Origin of the sequence: Sphingomonas sp. Leaf230 (genome assembly GCF_001421745.1) — a bacterium.
Taxonomy (GTDB): Bacteria; Pseudomonadota; Alphaproteobacteria; order Sphingomonadales; family Sphingomonadaceae; genus Sphingomonas.
Window position 1 is genome coordinate 586934 of sequence record NZ_LMKW01000009.1, and the last position, 23343, is coordinate 610276.

Annotated in this window: 14 protein-coding genes and 1 pseudogene; 9 read left to right on the forward strand and 6 right to left on the reverse strand. The window is 65.3% G+C overall.

Annotation, left to right across the window (positions count from 1 at the left end; genetic code table 11):
• Nucleotides 1-116: 116 nt before the first annotated feature.
• Both ASE82_RS20395 and ASE82_RS11865 read right to left on the reverse strand, forming a co-directional pair.
• Nucleotides 117-482: pseudogene (locus tag ASE82_RS20395) on the reverse strand (glycosyltransferase); the annotation flags it as partial.
• 47 nt (nt 483-529) lie between these two features.
• Nucleotides 530-2674, reverse strand: a complete 2145-nt coding sequence (locus ASE82_RS11865; RefSeq protein ID WP_082441458.1) for a catalase — start codon at nt 2672-2674, stop codon at nt 530-532.
• 161 nt (nt 2675-2835) lie between these two features.
• Here ASE82_RS11865 and ASE82_RS11870 point away from each other — a divergent pair, with 161 nt between their 5' ends.
• From ASE82_RS11870 to ASE82_RS11880, 3 genes are read left to right on the forward strand one after another with little or no spacing between them, the layout of a single operon-like run.
• The gene (locus ASE82_RS11870; protein WP_056063232.1) at nt 2836-3627 is read left to right on the forward strand and encodes a glucose 1-dehydrogenase; all 792 of its coding nucleotides are present in this window, start codon (nt 2836-2838) and stop codon (nt 3625-3627) included.
• Nucleotides 3620-5446, forward strand: coding sequence for a glycoside hydrolase family 15 protein (locus ASE82_RS11875; RefSeq protein ID WP_056063235.1), 1827 nt, complete (start codon nt 3620-3622; stop codon nt 5444-5446). The genes ASE82_RS11870 and ASE82_RS11875 overlap by 8 nt, the downstream gene beginning before the upstream one ends.
• A gap of 55 nt (nt 5447-5501) precedes the next feature.
• Nucleotides 5502-6305, forward strand: a complete 804-nt coding sequence (locus ASE82_RS11880; protein ID WP_056063238.1) for an SDR family NAD(P)-dependent oxidoreductase — start codon at nt 5502-5504, stop codon at nt 6303-6305.
• 140 nt (nt 6306-6445) lie between these two features.
• Here ASE82_RS11880 and ASE82_RS11885 read toward each other — a convergent pair whose 3' ends face one another.
• Nucleotides 6446-7549 carry an NADH:flavin oxidoreductase/NADH oxidase gene (locus tag ASE82_RS11885; RefSeq protein ID WP_056063240.1) on the reverse strand — a complete coding sequence of 368 codons (1104 nt, stop codon included), beginning with the start codon at nt 7547-7549 and terminating at the stop codon, nt 6446-6448.
• Between the two features lie 186 nt (nt 7550-7735).
• On the opposite strand from ASE82_RS11885, the gene glgX reads away from it, so the two are divergent.
• Genes glgX through ASE82_RS11910 form a run of 5 tightly spaced genes read left to right on the forward strand, consistent with a single transcriptional unit; the run spans nt 7736 to nt 16209 of the window.
• The gene (gene glgX, locus ASE82_RS11890; RefSeq protein WP_056063244.1) at nt 7736-9838 is read left to right on the forward strand and encodes a glycogen debranching protein GlgX; all 2103 of its coding nucleotides are present in this window, start codon (nt 7736-7738) and stop codon (nt 9836-9838) included.
• Nucleotides 9835-11541 (forward strand): malto-oligosyltrehalose trehalohydrolase, encoded by a 1707-nt coding sequence (gene treZ, locus ASE82_RS11895; protein WP_056063247.1) that lies wholly within the window; start codon nt 9835-9837, stop codon nt 11539-11541. Before glgX ends, treZ begins: the two co-directional genes overlap by 4 nt.
• Nucleotides 11538-13514, forward strand: a complete 1977-nt coding sequence (gene malQ / locus ASE82_RS11900) for a 4-alpha-glucanotransferase (RefSeq protein WP_056063249.1) — start codon at nt 11538-11540, stop codon at nt 13512-13514. The genes treZ and malQ overlap by 4 nt, the downstream gene beginning before the upstream one ends.
• Entirely contained in the window at nt 13511-15961 is a 2451-nt protein-coding gene (treY, locus tag ASE82_RS11905; protein WP_056063252.1) for a malto-oligosyltrehalose synthase, read from the forward strand. The genes malQ and treY overlap by 4 nt, the downstream gene beginning before the upstream one ends.
• A gap of 41 nt (nt 15962-16002) precedes the next feature.
• The gene (locus ASE82_RS11910; protein WP_056063255.1) at nt 16003-16209 is read left to right on the forward strand and encodes a TOBE domain-containing protein; all 207 of its coding nucleotides are present in this window, start codon (nt 16003-16005) and stop codon (nt 16207-16209) included.
• Nucleotides 16210-16256: 47 nt separating this feature from the next.
• Here ASE82_RS11910 and ASE82_RS11915 read toward each other — a convergent pair whose 3' ends face one another.
• The 3 genes from ASE82_RS11915 to ASE82_RS11925 all read right to left on the reverse strand — a co-directional run bounded on the left by ASE82_RS11915 (nt 16257) and on the right by ASE82_RS11925 (nt 22396).
• Nucleotides 16257-18419 carry a TonB-dependent receptor gene (locus ASE82_RS11915; protein WP_056063258.1) on the reverse strand — a complete coding sequence of 721 codons (2163 nt, stop codon included), beginning with the start codon at nt 18417-18419 and terminating at the stop codon, nt 16257-16259.
• Nucleotides 18420-18632: 213 nt separating this feature from the next.
• The gene (locus tag ASE82_RS11920) at nt 18633-21527 is read right to left on the reverse strand and encodes a PAS domain-containing protein (RefSeq protein WP_082441459.1); all 2895 of its coding nucleotides are present in this window, start codon (nt 21525-21527) and stop codon (nt 18633-18635) included.
• An 86-nt stretch (nt 21528-21613) separates the two neighbouring features.
• Nucleotides 21614-22396 (reverse strand): N-formylglutamate amidohydrolase, encoded by a 783-nt coding sequence (locus tag ASE82_RS11925; protein WP_056063261.1) that lies wholly within the window; start codon nt 22394-22396, stop codon nt 21614-21616.
• Between the two features lie 16 nt (nt 22397-22412).
• On the opposite strand from ASE82_RS11925, the gene ASE82_RS11930 reads away from it, so the two are divergent.
• Nucleotides 22413-23330, forward strand: a complete 918-nt coding sequence (locus ASE82_RS11930; RefSeq protein ID WP_056063264.1) for a transglutaminase family protein — start codon at nt 22413-22415, stop codon at nt 23328-23330.
• The last annotated feature ends 13 nt before the right edge of the window (nt 23331-23343 follow it).

The window sequence follows — 23343 nt, forward strand, 5'->3', positions numbered from 1 at the left end:
CGCGCGCGAAGATAATCGAGCGCGGTATAATAGCGCCCGAGTTGATCCAGCCGCCGCCGTGCCGTCACGCCAAGGCTCGCACGGTCGGACCGAAGCGTCAGCGCGCGCCCGGCCACGGCGTCGTTACCCGCGTCGATATGCGCAACGATCCGCACGATCCAGTCCGCGGAGACGTTCGTGTCCGCATCGGTCGACAGTAGCAGATCGGTATGATGCGTGAGCAGTGCGGCGCCAGCGTCCAGCGCAAGGCGGCGTGCCCAGCCGGCGTGCCGCGCACCCGGTAAAAGCGAAACGGCCGACCACGCGAGCGTCGCATGCGTCGGCCGCCAGTTCGTCAGGATATCGATCGTGCCGTCGGTGCAGTCGTTCGCCATCGCGACGATGACGACCCTGCCGCCGTAACGCCCCGCCGCACGATCCAGCGCGTCGAGGCAGCCATGCAGATACTGGTCTTCGTTCTTGACCGGAATGGCGATCGCCACCGCACGCTGAGCGTACGGTGGCGACGACCCGGGTTTGAACGAAGCGATCAAGCCGCCTCGGGGTTTTCGAACGCTGGCGCGTCGAGGTCGACGTTCAGTTCGCGGTCCCAGATCCGCAGCTTGCCAAGCGTCTTCAGGAACGCGTCGACATCGCCCTTGCTGCCCAGCGCGATCACGCCGTCATCCATGTCCTCATCCTCTATGCCGGCCTTTTCCAGGAACGGCTTCGCGTCGGCGTTGAAGCCGATGAACTTGGCATGCCCGAACGCGTCGCTGACGAAGTCCTTCGCCGGCTTGTCCTTGCCGAGCTTCTTCGCGCCGTCCGCCGATACGACGATCGCGACGGCATCGTAGAGCACGGACGGCGCGCCATCGATCTTCTGCTTGCCCTCGGCGAGCGTGCCATCGTCAAGCGTCGCACCGGCAACCTTCGGTGCAATGATCTCGTACGTGGCCTTCGCCGCGACGATCCCATCGACCAGCGCCTGGACGATCGCTGCGGGTGCACCGTCGGTTACGAGGATGCCGAGCTTGCGACCCTCGAAGCTGCCGCTGGTGTTCTTCAGGATGCTGAGTGCGTCCGAAGCCGGCAAATCGGTGCGCGGCTCAACCGCCGCCTTCGCCTTTGGCGGCATTGCCTTGAGCCCAAGACCGGTTGCGACCGTCTTCGCCAGCTTCTCGTCGATGTTGAGCAGATGCCCGACCATCAGCTCACGGATATCGACCCGCTCGACCTTCGACAGCTCGAACGTCAGCGCATCGCCGATATGCTTCTTCTCGATCTCTGTCTGGCTGATGAAGAACTGCCGCGCCTGGCTGTAGTGATCGGCGAACGTAGCCGAACGCACCTGTGCCTTGCGCCCCGTCTCCTGCGACGGGAAGTGTTTGTAGCCCTTAGATGGGCTCTCGCGCGGACCGTCCCAGCTGTTCGGCTCATAGTTTACGCGACCCTTAGGGTTGCGCATCGCCATGTGGCCGTCCTGCTGGTAGTTCTTCACCGGGATCTTCGGCGCATTGATGGGAATATGCGTGAAGTTGGTGCTCCCTAGGCGCTTTAGCTGCGTATCAAGATACGAGAAGTTGCGGCCCTGCAGCAGCGGATCGTTGGTGAAGCCGATCCCCGGCACGATGTTCTGCGTGCAGAACGCGACCTGCTCGGTCTCGGCGAAGAAATTGTCCACCAGACGATCGAGCTTGAAGCTGCCGATGATGCGGACCGGGATCTGTTCCTCGGGAATGATCTTGGTCGAATCGAGCACGTCGAACTCGAAATTGTCGGCGAACTCATCGTCGAACAACTGGACGCCGAGATCCCATTCGGGGAAGTTGCCCTGGCTGATCGAGTCCCACAGGTCGCGGCGATGGAAGTCGGGATCGGCGCCGTTGATCTTGACCGCCTCGTTCCAGGCGACCGACTGCAGGCCCAGCTTCGGCTTGAAGTGGAACTTGACGTAAGTGCCCTTGCCCTCGGCGTTGATCAGCCGGAACGTATGTACGCCGAAGCCTTCGACGAAGCGGAAACCGCGCGGGATCGTGCGATCGGACATGATCCACATGACCATGTGCATCGATTCCGGCGTCAGGCTGATGAAGTCCCAGAAATTGTCATGCGCGGTCTGTGCCTGCGGGAAGCCGCGGTCGGGCTCCTGCTTGGCGGCATGGATCAGGTCGGGGAACTTGATCGCGTCCTGGATGAAGAACACCGGGATGTTGTTCCCGACGATGTCCCAGTTGCCTTCCTTGGTGTAGAATTTCGCCGAGAAGCCGCGCACGTCGCGCGCCAGATCGGCCGAGCCCTTGTTGCCCGCCACCGTCGAGAAGCGGACGAACATCGGCGTCTGCTCACCGACTTCGGTCAGCACGCCCGCGCTGGTGAACTCTTCCAGGCTTTCGTTCAGCGTAAACGTACCGTGCGCGCCATAGCCGCGGGCGTGGACGACACGCTCGGGGATACGCTCGTGATCGAAATGGAAGATCTTCTCGCGGAAGTGGAAATCCTCGAGCAGCGTCGGCCCGCGGTCGCCGACCTTGAGCGAATTCTGGTCGTCGAACACCGGGATGCCCTGCTGCGTCGTCAGCACGTCGCCGTCGGGGCTGGCGATCTGGTGCAGTTCGCCGCCCTCGCCGACCTGCGTCTCGAACTTGGCGCCCTGCGGGGGCGTGCCGGTATCCTTGGCGATGGTCTTGGTCATGTGCCGTCCTCGTAGCTTCTCAGGACCCACAGCGCGCGGGGCGGGCTAAGAGTTGCACCGAAAACGGCCACTTAACGCAGATCAGCAAGATTGCCGGGCGAGGGATAGAAGGCGGGCCGGAGCGCGTTGGGGGCGGGATATTCCCAACCGAAAGACTAGCCATGCATATCGACCTGACAGGCCAGGCCGCGATCGTCACCGGTGCCAGTTCGGGGCTGGGGCGCGCCACCGCGATCGCCTTTGCCGCCGCCGGTGCGCGCGTCGCGGTCAACTACAACAGCAGCGAGGATAAGGCGCGCGAGGTCGTCGAGCGGATCGAACAGGCCGGGGGCGAGGCGTTCGCCTTCCAGGCCGATACCTCCGACGAAGCCGCGGTCATCCGCCTGTTCGACGAGACGGTCGCGCGGTTCGGCGGGGTCGACGTGGTGTTCGCCAACGCCGGGATGCAGAAGGATGCGGCCTATGCCGACCTGACGCTGGAGGACTGGAAGCGTGTCATCGACGTCAATCTGACCGGCCAGTTCCTCGTCTCGCGCGAAGCCGTGCGGCGGTTCCGCAAGCAGGGCGACCGCGGCGTCAGCCGTGCGATCGGGAAGATCCTGTTCATGAGTTCGGTGCACGAGGTCATCCCCTGGGCGGGCCATGCTAATTACGCGGCGTCGAAGGGCGGCAGCGGGATGCTGATGCGGACGCTCGCACAGGAGGTGGCGGGCGACCGTATCCGCGTGAACGGCATCGCCCCCGGCGCGATCGCCACTGCGATCAACGCGGATGCGACGGCGGATCAGGGCAAGCTGCTCGAACTGATCCCCTACGGCCGCGTCGGTGATCCCGACGACGTCGCCCGCGCGGCGCTGTTCCTGGCGTCGGATGCGGCGGATTACATCGTCGGGTCCACCCTGACGATCGACGGCGGCATGTCGCTCTATCCCGGCTTTCGCGACAATGGTTGAGCAAGCCACGACGCCGATCGCCGATCACGGTGCGATCGGCAATCTGGAGACGATCGCGCTCGTCGATACGACCGGCTGCATCGATTATCTGTGCTGGCCGTGCCTCGACAGCGCGACGGTATTCGCGCGCCTGCTCGATGCGGACAAGGGCGGGCATTTCGCGATCAAACCCGATCTCCCGGACGCGCGCGTCGTGCAGATGTACCTGCCCGAGACCAACATCCTGATGACCCGCTGGATGGGCACGCAGGCGAGCATCGACCTCGTCGACCTGATGCCGGTGGGGAACGCGGACGAGGACGTGCCGTCGCGGCTGGTCCGCCGGATCACGTGCACGCGCGGCGAGGCGACGATCCGCATCCGCTGTGCGCCACGGTTCGATTATGGGACCGAAGGGCGAACCGCCTCGGTCACCGCCCGTGAGGCGGAGGTATCGCGCGGCAAGTTCGATCACGAATGCGGGCTCGCGCTGGCGTTTCACGGCAACGGAGCGCTGGTGGCCGATGGCTGCGACCTGACCGCGGAGATCGTGCTGGCAGAGGGCGACACCGTTTCGCTGGTGCTCAGCAACCCGGACGACGTGTCGCTCGATGCCAAGGCACTGGATGCGGTCGTCGAGAAGGACATCGCCTATTGGCGCAAGTGGAGCCGCCAGTCGCTGTACCGCGGGCGCTGGCGTGAAACCGTCGAGCGTTCGGCGATGCTGCTGAAGCTGCTGACCTCGCGCAAGCACGGCTCGATCGCGGCGGCCGCGACCTTCGGCTTGCCCGAAGCCCCTGGCGGCGTGCGCAACTGGGATTACCGCGCGACCTGGATTCGCGACTCTTCGTTCACCGTCTACGCGCTGTTGCGGCTCGGCTTTCAGGACGAGGCGGTCGGCTTCATGCACTGGGCGATGGACCGCGCGCAGTCCTGTTCGAAGGGGCATCTCGGCGTGATGTACGCGCTCGACGGCGGTGACGTCGCGTCCGAGCGCAAGCTCGATCTCGCCGGGTTCGAAGGCGCATCGCCGATCGTCGTCGGCAACGACGCCAACGGACAGACCCAACACGACATCTACGGCGCGCTGCTCGATGCGACCTATCTCGGCAGCAAATACGGCGAACCGCTCGCGCATGATTCCTGGCAGGCGATCATCCGCGTCGTCGACCATGTCTGCGATACGTGGCGCGATCCGGACTCGGGCATCTGGGAAGTGCGCGGGCCGGACAAGGAATACCTCCACTCGCGGTTGATGAACTGGGTTGCGGTCGACCGCGCAGTTCGCCTAGCGCAGAAACGCTCGCTCCCCGCCCCGCTGGTCCGCTGGTCGGAAACGCGCACCGAAATCAGCGACGATATCTGGGCGAATTTCTGGAACGACGATCTCGGCCGGTTCGTCCGCGCGAAAGGGGATACGCCCGAGGACAAGGCGGTCGACGGCGCGTTGCTGATGATGCCGCTGGTCCGCTTCATCGGCCCGACCGATCCAAAATGGCTGGCGACATTGAAGGCGATCGGCGACGACCTGTCCGACGACGGGCAGGTCTATCGCTACAAGATCGACGACGGCCTGCCGGGGCAGGAGGGGACATTCGTCGCCTGCTCGTTCTGGTACGTCGAATGTCTGGCAAGGGCAGGTCGGCTCGACGAGGCACGGTTCAACTTCGAGAAACTGCTCGCGCATGGCAATCATCTCGGCCTGTTCGCGGAAGAGATCGCGCAGGACGGGACGTTCCTGGGCAACTTCCCGCAAGCGTTCAGCCACCTCGCACTGATCAGTGCCGCCTTTTATCTCGACCGGGCACTGAACGATGGCGGGCCGAGGGCGTGGGCCTGAGGAAACTCCAGGCGTCTGAACGGGTTACGCTTTCCGACACTTTGAGGAATACGCCATGAATCTCGATATCGCAGGCAAGATCGCACTCGTCACCGGCGCCGACAGCGGCATGGGCAAGGAGACCGCCCGGATGCTGTTGCAAGAGGGCGTCCGCGTTGCAATCACCGACCAGCCCGGCGGCGATCTAACCAAGAGCGTCGAGGATCTGAAGGCGCTCGGCGAAGTGATCGCGGTCGAGGCGGACGTGACCAGGCTCGACGACGTCAAGACGCTCTTCGCCAAGGTCCGCGACCAGCTCGGCGATCCGGATATCCTCGTCAACTGCGCGGGCGTGACCGGCGCGACCGGCGACTTCCTTGAGGTTGACGATGAAGGCTGGCACTCGACGCTGAACATCAACCTGATGGGCGCGGTCCGTGTCTGCCGCGAGGCGATCCCGGCGATGCGCGCCGCGAAATGGGGTCGCATCGTGCTGATGAGCTCCGAGGACGCAGTGCAACCCTATGTCGACGAGCTCGCTTATTGCGCGTCGAAGGCTGGGATCTCCAGCCTGTCGAAGGGGCTGTCGAAGGCGTATGGCTGCGACAACGTGCTGGTGAACACCGTGTCGCCCGCGTTCATCGCGACGCCGATGACCGACAAGATGATGCAGAAGCGCGCCGACGAGAAGGGCATGAGCTTCGACGAGGCGATCGAGACGTTCCTGGAGGAAGAACGCCCCGGCATGACCCTCAAGCGCCGCGGCAAGGCGGACGAGGTGGCGTCGGCGATCCTGTTCCTGTGCTCGGAGCGCGCGAGCTTTATCACCGGCGCGGATATCCGCGTGGACTCCGGCTCGGTAATGACGGTGGCTGGGTAACACGAAGATCAAACCTGTTCCCCCGCGGAGGCGGGGACCCAGGATCTCAGGCGATACCGTGCGTAACCCTGCACCCCCGCCTCCGCGGGGGAACGGGAAAGTGGCGGGGCGGGCCGCTCTCAATCTTACCCTTTGGAAGCCTACCCCTCGAACAAATCCTTAAACTGCCGCGGTTGCGACCGCAGATACTGCTTCGGCGCCTTTACCTTGCCCCCCAGATGCGCCGCTGCATGCCAGGGCCAGCGCGGATCATACAGGATCGTCCGAGCCAACGCGATCATGTCCGCATCGCCCGTTCCGATAATCGCCTCGGCCTGCTCGTAATCGGTTATCAGCCCGACCGCGACGACCGGGATCGACACCGCCTGCTTCACCGCTCGCGCCAGCGGCACCTGATAGCTCGGCCCGACCGGGATCTGCTGCGCCGGCGAATTGCCGCCGCTCGATACGTGGATCGCGCTGCACCCCCGTGCCTCCAGGGCCTTCGCGAACGCCACGGTCTGCTCCGAATCCCAGCCGCCCTCGACCCAGTCCGTGCCCGACACGCGCATCGTCACCGCCCGATCGGCCGGAAACGCAGCGCGGACCGCATCGAACACTTCAAGCGGAAACCGCATCCGGTTCTCGAGACTGCCGCCATACTCGTCCTCACGCCGGTTCGACAGCGGCGACAGGAACTCGTGCAGCAGATAGCCATGCGCGCCGTGCAATTGCACCACGTCGATCCCGAGCCGTGCGGCGCGCACCGTCGCGGCGACGAACGCATCGCGCACCTTCGCCAGCCCCTCACGGTTGAGCGCGACCGGGTCGTTCTCCTCGGGCAGGAACGACACGGCCGACGGCGCCTCGGTCTGCCACCCGTTCGGCTCGCCCGGCGCGATCTGGAGCCCGCCCTTCCACGGCACCTCGCATGACGCTTTCCGCCCGGCATGTGCAAGCTGGATCGCGATCGGCATGTCGGACCAGCGCCGCACGCTCTCGATCACGCCCGCCATCGCCGCCTCGGTCGCATCGTCGTACAGTCCCACGTCGCCGTAGGTGATCCGCCCTTCCGGCAGCACCGCACTCGCCTCGATCGTCAACAATGCCGCGCCCGACAGTGCCAGCTGTCCCAGATGGATCTGGTGCCAGTCGTTCATGCAGCCATTGACCGCCGAATACTGGCACATCGGCGCGATCACGATGCGGTTCGCGAGCGTCAGATTGCCGACCGTAAGCGGCTCGAACAGCTTCGGGCCGCTCATGCGAGGATCAGCCGGAGAGTGGAAGGAATGCGCATGATGGCCCCTTGATACCTGGAAGGATGCGGCGAAAACTCGCCACGTTGTGCGGAACATAGGAAGCCGCGAGCGGGTTTCACGCCAAGGAATGCTGCACCGCGATAAACTCGCGCCTGTAGCGAGACGATACGCACGAAAAGGGTCTTCGCATTGCATCTACTGCCCGACACGCTCGACGCCGGCTCGGCCTATCCCCTCGGCGCGTCGTTTGACGGCCTTGGCGTCAACTTCGCGGTCTATTCCGCCAATGCCGAGAAGATCGAGCTCTGCGTCTATGACGAGACGGGTCGGCGCGAACTGAAGCGGTATGCGCTCCCCGAATGGACCGACGAGGTCTGGCACGGCTACCTTCCCGACGCCCAGCCCGGCCTCGTCTATGGCTACCGCGCGCATGGTCGGTACGCGCCGGAGGAGGGGCACCGGTTCAACCCGAACAAGCTGCTGCTTGACCCCTACGCCAAGCAGATGATCGGCGAACTCCGCTGGACCGACGCGATGTACGGCTATCAGGTCAAGTCGCCGCGCGCCGACCTGAGCTTCGATCGCCGCGACAACTCCCTGACGATGCCGAAGGGCGTCGTGACCGACAGCCATTTCGACTGGTCGCGCGACGTGCGCCCGAACACGCCCTGGTCCGAGACGGTGATCTACGAGGCGCATACCAAGGGCTTGACCAAGCTGTTCGAGGAGGTCCAGCCCTCCGAGCGGGGCACGTTCGCGGCGCTCGGCAACCCCAAGGTCATCGATCACCTCAAGCGCCTCGGCGTCACCGCGATCGAGCTGCTGCCGATCCACACCTACATCCAGGACCGCTTTCTCCAGGAAAAGGGCCTGCGCAATTACTGGGGCTACAACACCCTCAATTTCTTCACGCCCGAACGCTCGTTCTTCGCCACCGACAGCCATAACGAACTCCGCCGCTCGATCCGCCGCCTCCACGCGGCCGGGATCGAGGTCATTCTCGACGTCGTCTACAACCACACCTGCGAAGGCTCGGAGCAGGGCCCGACGCTCTCCTGGCGCGGGCTCGACAACGCCAGCTACTACCGCCTCGTCAAGGACGACCCGCGCTATTCGATCAACGACACCGGCACCGGCAACACGCTGAACCTCACCAAGGCCCGCGTGATCCAGATGGTCGCAGATTCGCTCCGCTACTGGGCGACCAGCTTCGGCATCGACGGCTTCCGCTTCGATCTCGGCCTGACGCTCGGCCGGACGGACACCGGTTTCGATCCCGGCGCAGGTTTCTTCGACGTGCTCCGCCAGGATCCGGTGCTCGGCAGGCTGAAGCTGATCACCGAGCCATGGGACATCGGCCCCGGCGGCTATCAGCTCGGCAACTTCCCCCCCGGTTTCGCCGAGTGGAACGACAAATACCGCGACACCGTGCGGAAATTCTGGCGCGGCGACCACGCGCAGCGGGCCGATCTCGCCGCCCGCCTGACGGGCTCGGCCGACCTGTTCGACCGCCGGGCGCGCCGCCCCTGGGCGAGCGTCAACCTGCTCGGCGCGCATGACGGCTACACGCTCGCCGACACCGTCGCCTACGAGGAGCGCCACAACGAGGCGAACGGCGAAGACAATAACGACGGCCACTCGAACAACTGCTCGCGCAACTGGGGCGTCGAAGGTCCGACCGAGGACCCTGACATCCTCGAGACCCGTGCCCGCGTCATGCGCTCGATGCTGACCACGTTGTTTTCGTCGCTCGGCACGCCGATGCTGGTCGCGGGCGACGAGTTCGGCCGCACGCAGAACGGCAACAACAACGCCTATTGCCAGGACAACGAGATCAGCTGGCTCGACTGGAACAAGGCCAAGTCCCCTGAGGGCGATGCGCTGATCGACTTCACCGCCCGCCTCATCGCCCTTCGCCGCGACTACCCCATGCTCCGCGCCGGAAATTTCCTCTACGGCGAGGACACGCCCGCGGAAGGCCTCAAGGACATCGAATGGTGGGACGAGCGCGGCCAGCAGCTCACGTCGGAAGATTGGGAGAACACCAACGGCCGCGCGCTGGTAATGCGCCGCGCCTGCGAGCGTGACTCGGGCGAGGTGCAGGTGATCTCGCTGTTGCTCAACGCGTCGGAAGGCCCGTTGACCTTCCACATGCCGCCGCCCGAGGAGGTCGAGCGCACCGTCCTGATCGACAGCAGCAAGCCCGAGCAAGGCGCAACGCCGATCAAGAACAGCTACGAGCTTCCCCCGCAGGGCGCGGCGTTGCTCTCCTGGACGATCGAAGCAGCATGACTTGGGGGCCGACGCTTGCCGCCGACGGAACGAACTTCCGCCTCTGGGCGCCGGATCGCGACGCGGTAACGCTTGAGTTGGCCGATGGCGACGCGGTCCCCATGACCCGCGAACCGGAAGGCTGGTTCAGCGCGACAGCGTCGGCGGGGGCAGGGACGCGGTACAGGTTCCGCCTGACCGACGACCTCGCGGTCCCCGACCCCGCCTCGCGCGGGCAGTCCGGCGGCGTGCACGGCTGGAGCGTCGTCGTCGATCCGGAAGTCTATACGTGGCGGACCCCCGCCTGGCGCGGCCGACCGTGGGAAGAGATGGTCATCCAGGAGGTCCATGTCGGCACGCTGGGCGGCTTCGCAGGCGTCGCGGACCACCTTCCGGCGATCGCCGAACTCGGCATCACGGGAATCGAACTCATGCCCGTCAACGCGTTCGGCGGCACCCGCAACTGGGGCTATGACGGCGTGCTCCCCTACGCCCCCGCTGAAAACTACGGCACCCCCGACGAGCTGAAAGCGTTGGTCGACCGCGCCCACGAACTCGGCCTCGTCGTGTTCCTCGACGTGGTCTACAATCACTTCGGACCCGACGGAAACTACCTCGGCGCCTATGCGAAGGGCTTCTTCCACCCCGAAGTCGACACTCCCTGGGGTGGTGCGGTCGCGGTCGACCAAGCGCCGGTGCACCGCTATTTCGTTGATAGCGCGCTGATGTGGCTGAACGAGTACCGCTTCGATGGCCTCCGCTTCGATGCGGTTCATGCAATCGAGAACGACGCTTTCCTCGACGCGATGGCCGCCGAATTGCGCGAGAAGACCGCCGGCCGCCACGTCCATCTCGTCCTCGAGAACGAAGGCAACGACGCCGACCGGCTCCATCCCGCCGCGTTCGACGCGCAGTGGAACGACGACTTCCACAACGTCCTCCACGTCCTCCTCACCGGCGAGACGAGCGCCTATTACGCCGACTTCGCCGACCACCCCGCCGAACGCCTTGCGCGCTGCTTGGGCGAAGGCTTCATCTATCAGGGGGAAGCGTCGCCAAACCAAGACGGCAAGCCGCGCGGCAAGTCCAGTGCACACTTGTCACCGACCGCGTTCGTTGCGTTCCTCCAGAACCACGACCAGATCGGCAACCGCGCGATGGGCGAGCGCCTGACGCTGCTCGCCGACCGCCAGAAGCTTCGTGCGGCCACCGCGCTGCTGCTGTTGGGCCCGCAGATCCCGTTACTGTTCATGGGCGACGCGCACGGCAGCGAGAGCCCGTTCCTGTTCTTTACCGATTTCCACGACGAGCTAGCCGACGCGGTGCGCGAAGGCCGCCGCAAGGAATTCGCCAAGTTCGCCGCCTTCGCCGACCCCGAAGCCCGCGAGGCGATCCCCGATCCGAACGCACATGCGACGTTCCACCGATCGCGCGCGCAACCCGGCCCCGATGCGGCGGCGTGGCAGGACCTGTACCGCACCCTGCTCAAGATCCGCCACGAGGAGATCATCCCCCGTCTGCGCGACACGACCGCAATCGGCGCCGAGGCGATCGGCGAGGGGGCGGTCGTTGCGCGCTGGAAAATGGGTGACGGCGCAATCCTGACAATTGCGCTCAACCTCGGCGATGACATCGTTGATTTTCCTCCACTAGAGGCTTCGCCGATCTTCGCCGATGGCAAACTCGGTGAGGCTGCCAGCGTGGCAGTCTGGCTGGATCGATGAGCAGCCTCCGAACACTCGCTGTCGCGGCCGGCCTGCAACCCGAATGGCAGGACGCAGCGGGTCGTCGCCAGACCGTCGCGGACCGCGCGTTGCAGGCGATCCTGGATCGTCTCGGCCATCCGTCCGGCAGCGAAAAGCAGATCGCCGACAGCCTAGCCGCGATCGAAGCGCGAAACGCGCAGAGCGTCCGTTTCTTGTCCGTCGATGGGGGAGACTCGATCCGGCTGACATTGAAGGTATCAGGCAAAGCCGAGCTTACGTTCGAAGACGGTACGACCCGCTCCGTCACAGTCGATAACGGCGAGTTAAGTCCCATAAATAAGAGCGGCTACCACAAGCTTGAAATCAATGGCGAAGTCATCGACATTCTCGTTGCGCCGCGCCGCTGCTACACGATCGCCGACGCGCTACCGGGCCGCAAACTCTGGGCGCCCGCCGTCCAGATCCCAAGCCTTCGCACCGACGTGCCGGAGGCGTTCGGCGACTTCGGTTCGCTAGCCAATGCCGCCCGAGCGTTCGGCCACTGCGGTGCCGATGCCCTCGCGATCAGCCCCACCCACGCGCTGTTCCCCGCCGACCCCAGCCGATACAGCCCCTACGCACCCTCGAGCCGGCAATTCCTCAACGGGCTGTACGGTGACCCGGCGGCATTCGGCGCAAAGTCCGACAGCCGCGACTTTCCCGAACTGATCGACTGGCACGCCGCGATCCCCGAAAAGCTCGCGCGACTACGCAAGAGCTTCGACCAAACGCTCGTAAAGGTCGAAGAAACTCTGACGGCGTTCAGGGGGCAAGGCGGCAACGACCTCGAACGCCATGCCGAGTTCGACGCTCTCCATGCGCATTTCTTCGCGATCACCGGTGCACGCGGCTGGCAGCAATGGCCGGCCGAGTATCACGATCCCGCCAGCCCTACCGTCCGCCGCTTCGTCGCGGAGCATGCGGACGACGTCACGTTCTACATCTTCCTTCAATGGCTTGCCCGCCGCGACCTCGACGCCGCGCAGGCCGCTGCCACGGATTCCGGCATGGCGATCGGCCTCATCGCCGATCTCGCCGTCGGCATGGACCCCGGCGGCAGCCACGGCTGGAGCCGGCGCAGCGACTTGCTCACCGGCCTCTCGATCGGCGCGCCGCCCGATCCGCTCGGTCCCGACGGGCAAAGCTGGGGCATTACCGGGTTCGATCCGCAAGCGCTGCGCGAAAACGCCTTCGCTCCCTTCATCGCAACCATCCGCGCAGCGCTCGCACACGCCGGCGGCATCCGCATCGACCACGCGTTCGGCCTCCGCCGCCTCTGGGTCGTTCCCGAGGGCGCATCCGCCGCGGAGGGCGCGTATCTCGATATGTCGTTTGACGACCTGATGCGGATCGTCGCGATGGAGTCACAGCGGGCGAGGGCGATCGTCATCGGCGAAGACCTCGGCACCGTCCCCGTCGGTTTTCGCGAGGCGATGGACACGCGCGCCATGCTCGGCATGCGCGTCCTCTGGTTCGAGCGTGACGCGGATGGCTTCGTTCCCCCGGCGCAGTGGTCGCCCGACGCGGTCGCGATGACCGGCACCCACGACCTAGCCACCGTCGCCGGCTGGTGGAGCGGTCGCGATATCGACTGGACCTGGGACCTCGGACGCAAGTCTGAAGCTGCCGACAAATCTTCAGACCTCGCCGCTCGCGCCGAAGACCGCGTCGCGCTCTGGTCCGCATTCGACACTGGCACCGAACAGCCCACCCCCGAAGACACCGACCCGGTCGTCGACGCAGCGATCGTGCACGTCGCCGGCACGCCTTGCGCGCTTGCCATCATCCCGATCGAAGACCTCGCCGGACTGGTCGAGCAACCCAACCTCCCCGGCACGATCGACGAACACCCCAACTGGCGCCGCCGCATGCCCGACACGACCGAGGCGCTGCTCGCCCGCCCCGAAGTCGCCACCCGCATCGTCACGCTCAACGTCACGAGATCCGCATGACCGCCCCCACCACGCCCCGCGCGACCTACCGCTTCCAGTTCCACAAGGACTTCACCTTCGCCGACGCCGAAGCGCTGGTCCCGTATCTCGACGAGCTCGGGATCAGCCACCTCTACGCCTCGCCGATCACGACCGCCCGCAGCGGGTCCACCCACGGCTACGACGTCGTCGATCCGACTCGGATCAATCCCGAACTTGGCGGCGAGGACGCCTTTCGAAGCCTTGTCGCCGCTCTTCGCGCGCGAGACATGGGCGTCATCATCGACATCGTTCCGAACCACATGGGCGTTGCCGGAGGTGAGAACACGTGGTGGAACGACGTTCTAACACATGGTGAAGACAGCGAATTCGCACGCTACTTCGACATCGACTGGCGCGAGAAGCTCGTTCTTCCGATCCTCGGCGATCCGCTCGCCGAGACGCTGGCCAGCGGCGCGCTGAAGGTCGAGCAGGCCGACGGCCGCTACGTCCTCGAAGCATATGGCGAACACCGCCTGCCGATCCGCGACGAGGACCAAACGACCGCAGCGACGGACGACATAGCCGCGCTGATCGACCGCCAGCACTACCGCCTCGCCTCATGGCGCGTGGCGAACGACGAACTCAACTGGCGGCGGTTCTTCACGATCAACGACCTCGCCGGCTTCCGTGCCGAAGACCCCATCGTGTTCGACGCCACGCACGCTCTCTATTTCCGTCTATACGCCGAAGGACTGATCGACGGCGTCCGCGTCGATCATGTCGATGGCCTGACCGACCCCGCCGGCTATTGCCGCACCTTGCGCGCAAGGCTCGACGCGATCGAGCGCCCCGCCGACGCGCCGTCCGGCCCGGCGTATCTCGTCATCGAGAAGATCCTCGCCGACGGCGAACCGCTCAGCCCCGACTGGAGCGTCGACGGCACCAGCGGGTACGACTTTATGGAGCAGGTCACCGCCTTGCTCCACGCGCCCGCCGGGGCAGAACCGCTCGCTGAACTCTGGGCCGACATAAGCGGCCGCTCCGCCGACTTCGCGCCCGAGGAACTGCGCGCGCGACAGGAACTGCTCGCGTGGCAGTTCGATGCGCAGCACCGCCGCTGCGTCGAGGCGTTCGTGGCGCTGGCCCGCTCGACACCCGACTGCGATGGACTGACGAGGGGCATGCTCCACCGCGCGATCGAGCGGCTGCTCTGGGTCTTCCCGGTGTATCGGACCTATGGAACGGGCGAAGCGGCGCCGCTCGCAGACGCCAGGATCCGCGACACTGTCCGCCAGCGGGTTGCGGAGTTCGTCCCGCCCGGTGAAGGCGCGGTCGTCGACCGGATCCTGGGTTGGTTGGCAGGCGAGGGGCCAGGCGACGTGGCACTCGCCGCCGAAGCGGTGCGCAAATTCCAGCAACTCTCCGCGCCGATCGCGGCGAAGGCGGTCGAGGACACCGCGTTCTACCGCTATGGCCGCCTGCTTTCCCGCAACGACGTCGGGTTCGACGCCGCGCGGATGTCGCTCGATATCGATGCATTCCACGCCGCGATGATCGAGCGTGCCCGCGACTGGCCGTCCGCCATGCTTGCCACCGCGACGCACGACCACAAGCGTGGTGAGGACGTTCGCGCGCGTCTCGCTGTGCTGAGCGAAGTCCCCGATCTTTGGCGTTCGCGTGTGGAGCATTGGCTCGAACTCGCTGCACAGTATGCGAATGGCGTTGATCCCGCCGACACCTATATGCTGCTCCAGACCCTGTTCGGCGTATGGCCGATAGACCTCAAAGCATCGGACGCCGAGGGCCTTTCGGACTATGCCGAGCGGATCGTCGCGTGGCAGGAAAAGGCGTTGCGCGAAGCAAAGCTCCGGTCGTCCTGGGAGGCGCCGGCCGAGGCGTACGAGACCCGCTGTCACGAGCTCGCGCGGGCGTTACTGGATCCCGAAAGGTCGACGGACTTTCTTGAGGACATGACGGCATTCGTCGATCGGATCGCGCCCGCCGCAGACCAGAACAGCCTCGCGCAGGTTGCATTGCGCTATACCGTGCCGGGCGTGCCGGATCTGTATCAGGGGACCGAGATCGCCGATTTGAGCATGGTCGATCCGGATAACCGGCGTCCGGTCGATTATGCCGTCCTGCGCGATATACTGCCGGCCGGCGATGCGCTCAAGCTGCGGTCGATCAAGCATCTGCTGGCCCTTCGGCGGAAGCATCCTGTGCTGTTCTCGAACGGGAGCTACGCGCCGATCGCCGTCATCGGGCCGCGCCGCGACCATGTCATGGCGTTCCAGCGGGAGCATGAGGGCGCGACGCTCCGCTGCGTCATCGCATTGCGGTGTGCGGAGCGCCATCTCGATGGGATGACGGCGGCCGACTGGTGGGGCGATACCGCGTTATCGTCTGGCGAGCGGATCCTCGACCTGCTCGGCGAGGATGGCGTGCGGGTCGAACTCATGGCATCGGATCCAGCGCTGGCGGCGTGACCAATGCGCTGCCGGGAAACGGTTTCAGAAGGAACAGAACGATGAAGATCAGCGCACGCAATCAGATTTCCGGCACCATCGTCTCGATCACGCCGGGTGCGGTCAACGGTTCGATCAAGGTCGACATCGGTGGCGGCAATGTCGTCACCGCCAACATCACTGAAGAAGCGATCGCCGACCTCGCACTCGCGACCGGCGACACGGTCACCGTCCTGATCAAGGCGAGTGACGTCCTGATCGGGAAGTGATCCGGTCCCGGCCGTTCCCGTTTCGATGCGGGAACGGCCGGTAGATGTTACAGACCGAAGCGCAACGTCGCGCGGAAATCGCGGCCGGCGAGCGGTGCGAAGTCCTTCAGGAAGCTCGTTGCGCGCCGTGCGTTCACGTCGAACAGATTGTTCGCGCTCAGCAGCAACGTCGTCTTCGAATCCTTGCCGAACGGGCTGAGACCGATCGAGGCGTTGACCATCGTGTACTCGTTGGTCTTCGTCTCGAACGCGGCGATGCGGTTCTGGTCGAACACGTGCTCGACCTCGACGCGGCCGTTGATCCGGTCGCCCTGCGCCTCGATCCCGCCGAGTACGCGCATCGGCGGGATGCGCGGGACGGGGCCCTGGTCGACGATGTTGGCGTGGACGTAATCGCCAAGCACGTCGGCGTTGACCGCATAGCCGCCGATCTGCGCGACCTTCACCGATGCATCCGCCTCGAACCCGTAATAGCGCGCATCGGCCTGCTGGTACTGGAAGCAGGGCAGGTCGACGGTGCGGCCCGAGGGATCGGCGGCAGCCTGGCAGACGGTCGACGCGACCTGGTTCTCCGAGATGTAGTTCGAGAACCAGTTGTAATAGGCCGATGCGTCGAAGCTGAAACCGTCGCCGTGTGCGTGCAGCGTGCCCTCCAAGCCCCATGACTTCTCGAGCCGGAAGTTCGGATTGCCGAGTTCGTACGCCTGCGTACCGGCATGCGCACCGTTCGCGAACAGTTCCTCGGCCGACGGCGCGCGCTCGGTCCGCGAGCCGTTCAGGCCGACGCGGATGCTGTCGGTCAGCGCATAGGAGGCACCGAGCGAGCCCGAGACCGAGTGATAGCTTTGGCTGCCGCGGAAGAAGCGCAGGTCGTCCTCGGGCGTGCGCGCGGCGAGATCGGTGATCTCGTAACGGACGCCACCCTCTGCGTGGAACTTGCCGGACTCGTATTGCTGGAGCGTGAAGAGGCCGGTCTGGTTGGTCTCGTTCTTCGGCAGGAAGGCTTCTTCGCCGACCACGTTGAAGATGCGGTTGTAGAACTGCACGCCCGATGCGCCCTGCCAGCCGCCGCGGTTCGCCTGGACGACTTCGAGACGACCTTCGAGGCCCTTGTTATAGAAGGCGGTTCCGACGGAATTGTCCTCCTCCAGCTCGAAGTGGCGATAGCTCGCCTGGCCGGCGCGGACACGGATCTTGCTGATGAAATCGCCGCCGGTGTCGATCTCGCCGCGCAGGTCGACACGGTTCTGGACGACGTCGAGGCGTGGCGCTTCCTGCTCCTGGCCGGGTTGCGTGGCGTAGCGGATCGGCACGCCGTAGAGGCTGTCGTAATGGCTGTATGAGATGCCGAGATTACCGTTGTCGGTGATGATCGATGCGCCGGCACCCGCCGTCCACGTCTCGGCCTGCGTGTTGGGGAGCTTGCCCTTCAACCGCGCCGAGGCGGCATAGTCGATCGGGTCGGCTTCGTTGGGATCGACGGGGAGAGCGGCGGTGGCCTGCGCCTGGGCGCGGGCATCGCGCGAAAGGATGTAGCCACCGGTGCGCAGGTCGCCCGACTTCAGGTACGAGCCGTCCGCATGCAGCACGAGGTGCTGGCCGACCGCGACGTCGCCGGCCATGCCGCCGGAGCGCTCGTTGGCGGCCGAACCGTAATTCGCGATGCCGTTCACGCGGTAGCCGTTCTCGGGCACGGTGCGCGGGATGCGCGTGTCGATGACGTTGACGACGCCGCCTACTGCCGACGTGCCATAGAGCAGCGCGCTGGGGCCGCGGAGGATTTCGATGCGCTCGGCGAGCAGCGGGTCGATGATGACGGCGTGGTCGACCGAGGTGTTCGAGACGTCGATCGAGCCGATCCCGTCGGTCAGCACGCGGATGCGGTCGCCCTGAAAGCCGCGGAGGATAGGACGTGAGGCGCTCGGGCCGAACGACGATGCCGATACGCCGGGCTGGCGGGCGAGAGTCTCGCCGATCGACGGCCGCAACTGGCGCGTGAGTTCCTGGCCGGTGAGGACGGTCGTGCCTTGAAGCACGTCGCGCTCGCTGGTCTGGATCGGTGCGGTGACGATGATGTCGCGCTGGTTGGTCGAACCGACCGACGTCGGTGCGGGGGCAGGGGCCGGAGCATCCGTGGCGGCGGTTTGCGCATGCGCCTGCGAGGAGAGGAGCGCAGCCAGGGCGGTGGCGCCGAACAGCATCGTCTTCATGAAATTCCCTTGTGTCGTCCCTGTACGACGCTGCGGGTAGATTTGATGATACATCATATCAAGTGACAATATTGCCATGAACGCGAATGGCGTCGCGACTGTTACCGCGATGCAACATGGTTTGACGTTCTCCGGGGGATCAAAACATCCGCCGTCATCCTGACGAAGTCAGGATGACGGAGTGGGGAGGATCCGCCTCCACACCCCGCCCCATCATCCCGCGACGATCAAATCCTTGATGCGCGTGGCCAACGCCTCCATCGCGAACGGCTTGGTCATGACATGCATGCCGGGATCGAGATGCCCGTTACCGACGACCGCATTCTCGGCATAGCCGGTAATAAAGAGGATCTTCAGATCGGGACGACCGACACGCGCCGCGTCCGCCATCTGCCGGCCATTCATCCCGCCGGGAAGACCGACGTCGGTGACCAGCAGGTCGATGCGGATGTCGGATTGCAACAGCTTCAGCCCGGATGCCCCGTCCGCCGCTTCGATCGCCGCGTAGCCTAGCTCCTCGAGCACCTCCATCACCAGCATTCGAACAGTCGGTTCGTCGTCGACCACCAGCACTGTCTCGCCCGCGTTCGCACGGGGCGCTTCGGTATGTTCGGTGACGGTCTCGGTATCCTCGGCTTCACCGAAATGCCGTGGAAGGTAGATGCAGACGTTGGTACCTTCGCCCACCTCGGAATAGATCCGGACATGCCCGCCGGATTGCCGGGCGAAGCCGTAGATCATCGACAGGCCGAGGCCCGTGCCGAGCCCGAGTGGCTTGGTCGTGAAGAACGGATCGAACGCCTTGGCGATCACCTCCGGGGTCATTCCCGTGCCGGTATCGGATACGCACAGCGACACATATTGTCCGGCATCGAGTTCGCGCTCGCGGGCCGTCCTGGCGTCAATCCAGCGATTGGCGGTCTCGATCGTCAGTCGCCCGCCACCCGGCATCGCATCGCGCGCATTGATGCACAGGTTGAGCAGCGCGTTTTCCAGCTGGTGGGGATCGACCAGGGTCGCCCAAAGCCCAACCGAGGCGACGACCTCAACCTCGACTTCGGGACCTACCGTGCGCCGGACCATATCCTCGATCCCCCCGACCAGCCGGTTGACGTCGGTCGGCTTGGGATCGAGCGTCTGTCGCCGTGAGAAGGCGAGCAACCGGTGCGTTAGTGCCGCCGCACGTTTCGCGGCACCTTGCGCGGCCAGCGAATAGCGTTCGACATCGTTCAGCCGGCCTTGCGCGATACGGATTCCGAGCAGTTCCAAGCTGCCGGTAATCCCGGTCAGCAAATTGTTGAAATCATGCGCGATCCCTCCGGTGAGCTGACCTACGGCTTCCATCTTCTGGCTTTGTCGCAGCGCCTCTTCGGCCTGCATCAGTTCGCGGGTGCGTTCGGCGACCTGTTCCTCTAGCGTCTCGTTCCACTGGGCGAGTTGCGCTGTCTGGCGGCGGCTATCGTCGATATCGGTATTGGTGCCGACCCAGCGCAGGATCGTGCCGTCATCGCCGCGCACCGGTTCGGCGCGGACCAGGAACCAGCGATATTCGCCATCCGCGGCTCGTACCCGGAACTCCACCGAATAGGGGGCGCCGGTCGCCAACGAAGTGCTCCAGCGCTCGGCTGCCAAGGCAACATCGTCGGGATGCAACAGCCCGCCCCACACCTCGACGCCGTCGAGTTCGCCGGGGGCGAGCCCGTTATACGCATAGACCTGCTGGTTGAACCAATAGAGGTAGCCATCGGGTCGCGCCGCCCAGATCTGGTTGGGCACGGCCTCGGCGAACACCCGGAACTGTTCCTCGCTCGCGCGTCGCGCACCCTCGGCGCGCAGGCGCTCGGTGGCGGCGCGGACGCGTTCAGCGACTTCGCGCATCAGCAACTGGTCGTCGTCGCTCCACACGCGCGGCGCGGCGTGGTTGGCATAGATCAGCGCGACGAAATTATCCTGCTCCACCAGCGGCATGTTGACGAACGATGCCGCGCTGATCCCCCGCAACGCGTCGGCAAGATCGGCGGTTCGGGGATCGTGGGCGACGTCGGCGATGGCGACGGTGCGGCCCGCCTTCAGATCCTCGATATAGGAGCCATAGTCGCGAAACTTGAGCGTGCCCGCGAGCGTGACGATGCCCGGTGCGTTCCAGTCGCGCTCGACCCGGATCGTCTCGCGCGTCTTGTCAATCACGCCGTAGCCGACCCGGCTGACCTGTAGCGCGGCACCCAGGATCGCCGATGCCGCGTAGGCGATCTCGTCGGGATCGGTGAGGTCGCGGATCGCGTCGCTCAATTGCAGCAGGGCGCTCTGTCGGAGATCTGCCTGTTTGCGTTCGGTGATGTCGAAGCTGACGCCGGGGAAGCGCAGCGGCGTGCCATCCGAGGCAAGCCGGCAGCGGCCCTGCGCGGCGACCCAGCGGATCGCGCCGCCGGGTTGGACGAGGCGGTATTCTGCACTGAAGTCGCCACCGGTTTCGAGCGCATCGGCGATGGCCGCGCGGGTAGCTGGAAGATCGTCGGGATGAATGCCACCAAAGAACCGTTCGAGCGGCGCGCCTTTGCGACCGAGTTCCTCCGGAACGCCGTATAGTCGCGAGAAGCGTTCGTTGGCCTTCACCCGGTCGTTCGGAATGTCCCAGTCCCATGTGCCGATGCCGTTGCCGGCCGCGAGCGCCTGATTGAGCCGTTCCTCGCTTTCCTGCGTCGCGATAGCTGCGCGACGGTACGCGGATACGTCGGTGAACAGAACGGCGACGAGGCGCGGCGTCCCGGAACCGACCGGAAAGGCGTGGACGTCGAACCACCGGTCCATCGCGTCCGAACCATGATCGAACCGCGCTGGCTCGCCGGTCAGCGCGACCTTGCCATAGGCGTCGAACCAGAAGCGCTCGAGATCAGGGACGAGTTCGCCCGCCGTCCGGCCGACCACATCGAGCAGCCCGGTCTGGCTTTCGAACTGGGAATTGACCTCCACGAAGCGGTAATCGACCGCATGGTCGCCATCAAACATCACCTCGATGATGCAGAACCCCGCGTCGATCGCTTCGAACAGCGCATCGTAACGCTCCTGCGCCGGGTTGCCGCTATCAGGCTGGGTCGTCGGTCGCTGCATCGTATCTCGAACGTCTGAGGGCGCGCCTTACGCAACCAAGGCCGGCGAGCAAACGCACCAACGGTAAAACCGATCCGCGGTTCGGCTCAGATCGTGGCGGTCCGTTCGAGCGCTGCCGGCAACACCCGTGCAAGGCGATCGGCCCAGGCCGCACAGTCCTCCGTCGAGCCCAACAGATCCTGCCGGATCTCGATCTCGGCATAGGGGCGGGCGGGGTAGGCGTGGCGCGGAATGGTGTAGTCGATCTGGTCCATGCGGTAGGGTTCGTTGTCCCCCACGGTCAGGTCGGGCTCGTCGCGCAGGACGCCGAGCAGGGCGTGCGCGAACCCGGTATCGCCGCCGTCATGCAGGATACCGATCTGCCACGGCCGTTCGACGCCGCGCATCGACGGCGTGAAGCTGTGCAGCGCGACGAGTGTCGTCGTGATCCCCAGCGCATCGCGGCGCGCGAGTTCGGCGGCGATCGCTGCCTGATAAGGCTCATGGATCTCGGCGAACCGCGCCGCGACGTCGGCGTCCGACAGCGCCTGGTTGCCGGGCACCATGGTCCCGTCGCTGACGGCCGCGATCGCATCGGGCTGCTGTGCGCTCCGGTTGCAGTCGATCACCAGCCTCGAATAGGTCTGGCGGAGGAAGACCGCGTCGAGCCGCTCGGCCAACATCTGGCCAAGCTCGGCGATGCCGATGTCCCAGCCGATGTGCCGCGACAGTTCGGCATCGCTCAACCCCAGGGAGCCGAGCGCGGCCGGCACGGCTTTCCCCGCGTGATCGCCGATCAGCAGGAACGATGACGCACCTTCGGGGTTGACCAATGTGACCGGTGCGGCATCTTCGGTCCCAAGCAGCGATTGGCTGATAGCGGTCTTCATGCGACACGGATCCTCGATGCCATCTCTAACTCTCTCTCATGTAACCCGATACTCCTACCGCCATCCGGTAGCGTTTGGCGAGCATCGGATCATGGTTCGCCCGCGCGAGAGTTTTGACCAGCATTTGATCAATGCGCAGCTGACGATCAGTCCAGAGCCTTCGGACGTCCGCTGGCTGCAGGACGTGTTCGGCAATTCGGTTGCGATCGCGACGTTCGACAAGCGCGCGAAGGAGCTCGTCTTCGACAGCCGCGTGCAGTTGCTGCACACGCCGGCCGAACTGCAGAACGTCGATATCGAACGGTACGCACGGCTCTATCCGTTCACCTACTCGTCGGAGGAGATGCCCGACCTGCTTCGTTCGATCGAGCGTCAGCATCACGATCCGCTGCGCCAGATCGACAGCTGGGCACGGCGCTTCGTGCGGACCGACGGGCCGACCGACACGCTGGCGATGCTGTCGGACATGACCGCGACGATCCGGCGCGAGTTCACCTATGTCCCGCGACCGGAAAAGGGCACGCAGTCGCCGATCGAGACGCTCGCGACGCGCAAGGGGACGTGTCGCGATTATGCCGTGCTGATGATCGAGGCGGTCCGCGCACTCGGCTTCGCGGCGCGGTTCATCTCGGGCTACGTCTACAACCCCAGCGCGCGCGAGCAGCGGACCGGCGGCGGCAACACGCATGCCTGGGTCCGCGTGTACCTGCCGGGATCGGGCTGGGTCGAGTTCGATCCGACCAATGGCATCGTCGGCAACCGCGGGCTCGTCCGCGTCGCGGTCGCGCGCGATATCTACCAGGCCGTGCCGATCTCCGGCACCTGGAGCGGCTTTCCCGGCAGCTTTCTCGATATGACCGTGTCGGTCGACATCACGCTCGATGATGCCGACGCTGCGGGGCAACACTCGGCACAAACTTTAAAACAGGCGTGAAAAGGGGCTCTTC

Coding starts and splice junctions, on each gene's coding strand:
- ASE82_RS11865 (WP_082441458.1), bottom strand. CDS start 2,674: ATGACCAAGACCATCGCCAAGGATACCGGCACGCCCCCGCAGGGCGCC.
- ASE82_RS11870 (WP_056063232.1), top strand. CDS start 2,836: ATGCATATCGACCTGACAGGCCAGGCCGCGATCGTCACCGGTGCCAGT.
- ASE82_RS11875 (WP_056063235.1), top strand. CDS start 3,620: ATGGTTGAGCAAGCCACGACGCCGATCGCCGATCACGGTGCGATCGGC.
- ASE82_RS11880 (WP_056063238.1), top strand. CDS start 5,502: ATGAATCTCGATATCGCAGGCAAGATCGCACTCGTCACCGGCGCCGAC.
- ASE82_RS11885 (WP_056063240.1), bottom strand. CDS start 7,549: ATGAGCGGCCCGAAGCTGTTCGAGCCGCTTACGGTCGGCAATCTGACG.
- treZ (WP_056063247.1), top strand. CDS start 9,835: ATGACTTGGGGGCCGACGCTTGCCGCCGACGGAACGAACTTCCGCCTC.
- malQ (WP_056063249.1), top strand. CDS start 11,538: ATGAGCAGCCTCCGAACACTCGCTGTCGCGGCCGGCCTGCAACCCGAA.
- treY (WP_056063252.1), top strand. CDS start 13,511: ATGACCGCCCCCACCACGCCCCGCGCGACCTACCGCTTCCAGTTCCAC.
- ASE82_RS11910 (WP_056063255.1), top strand. CDS start 16,003: ATGAAGATCAGCGCACGCAATCAGATTTCCGGCACCATCGTCTCGATC.
- ASE82_RS11915 (WP_056063258.1), bottom strand. CDS start 18,419: ATGAAGACGATGCTGTTCGGCGCCACCGCCCTGGCTGCGCTCCTCTCC.
- ASE82_RS11920 (WP_082441459.1), bottom strand. CDS start 21,527: ATGCAGCGACCGACGACCCAGCCTGATAGCGGCAACCCGGCGCAGGAG.
- ASE82_RS11925 (WP_056063261.1), bottom strand. CDS start 22,396: ATGAAGACCGCTATCAGCCAATCGCTGCTTGGGACCGAAGATGCCGCA.
- ASE82_RS11930 (WP_056063264.1), top strand. CDS start 22,413: ATGCCATCTCTAACTCTCTCTCATGTAACCCGATACTCCTACCGCCAT.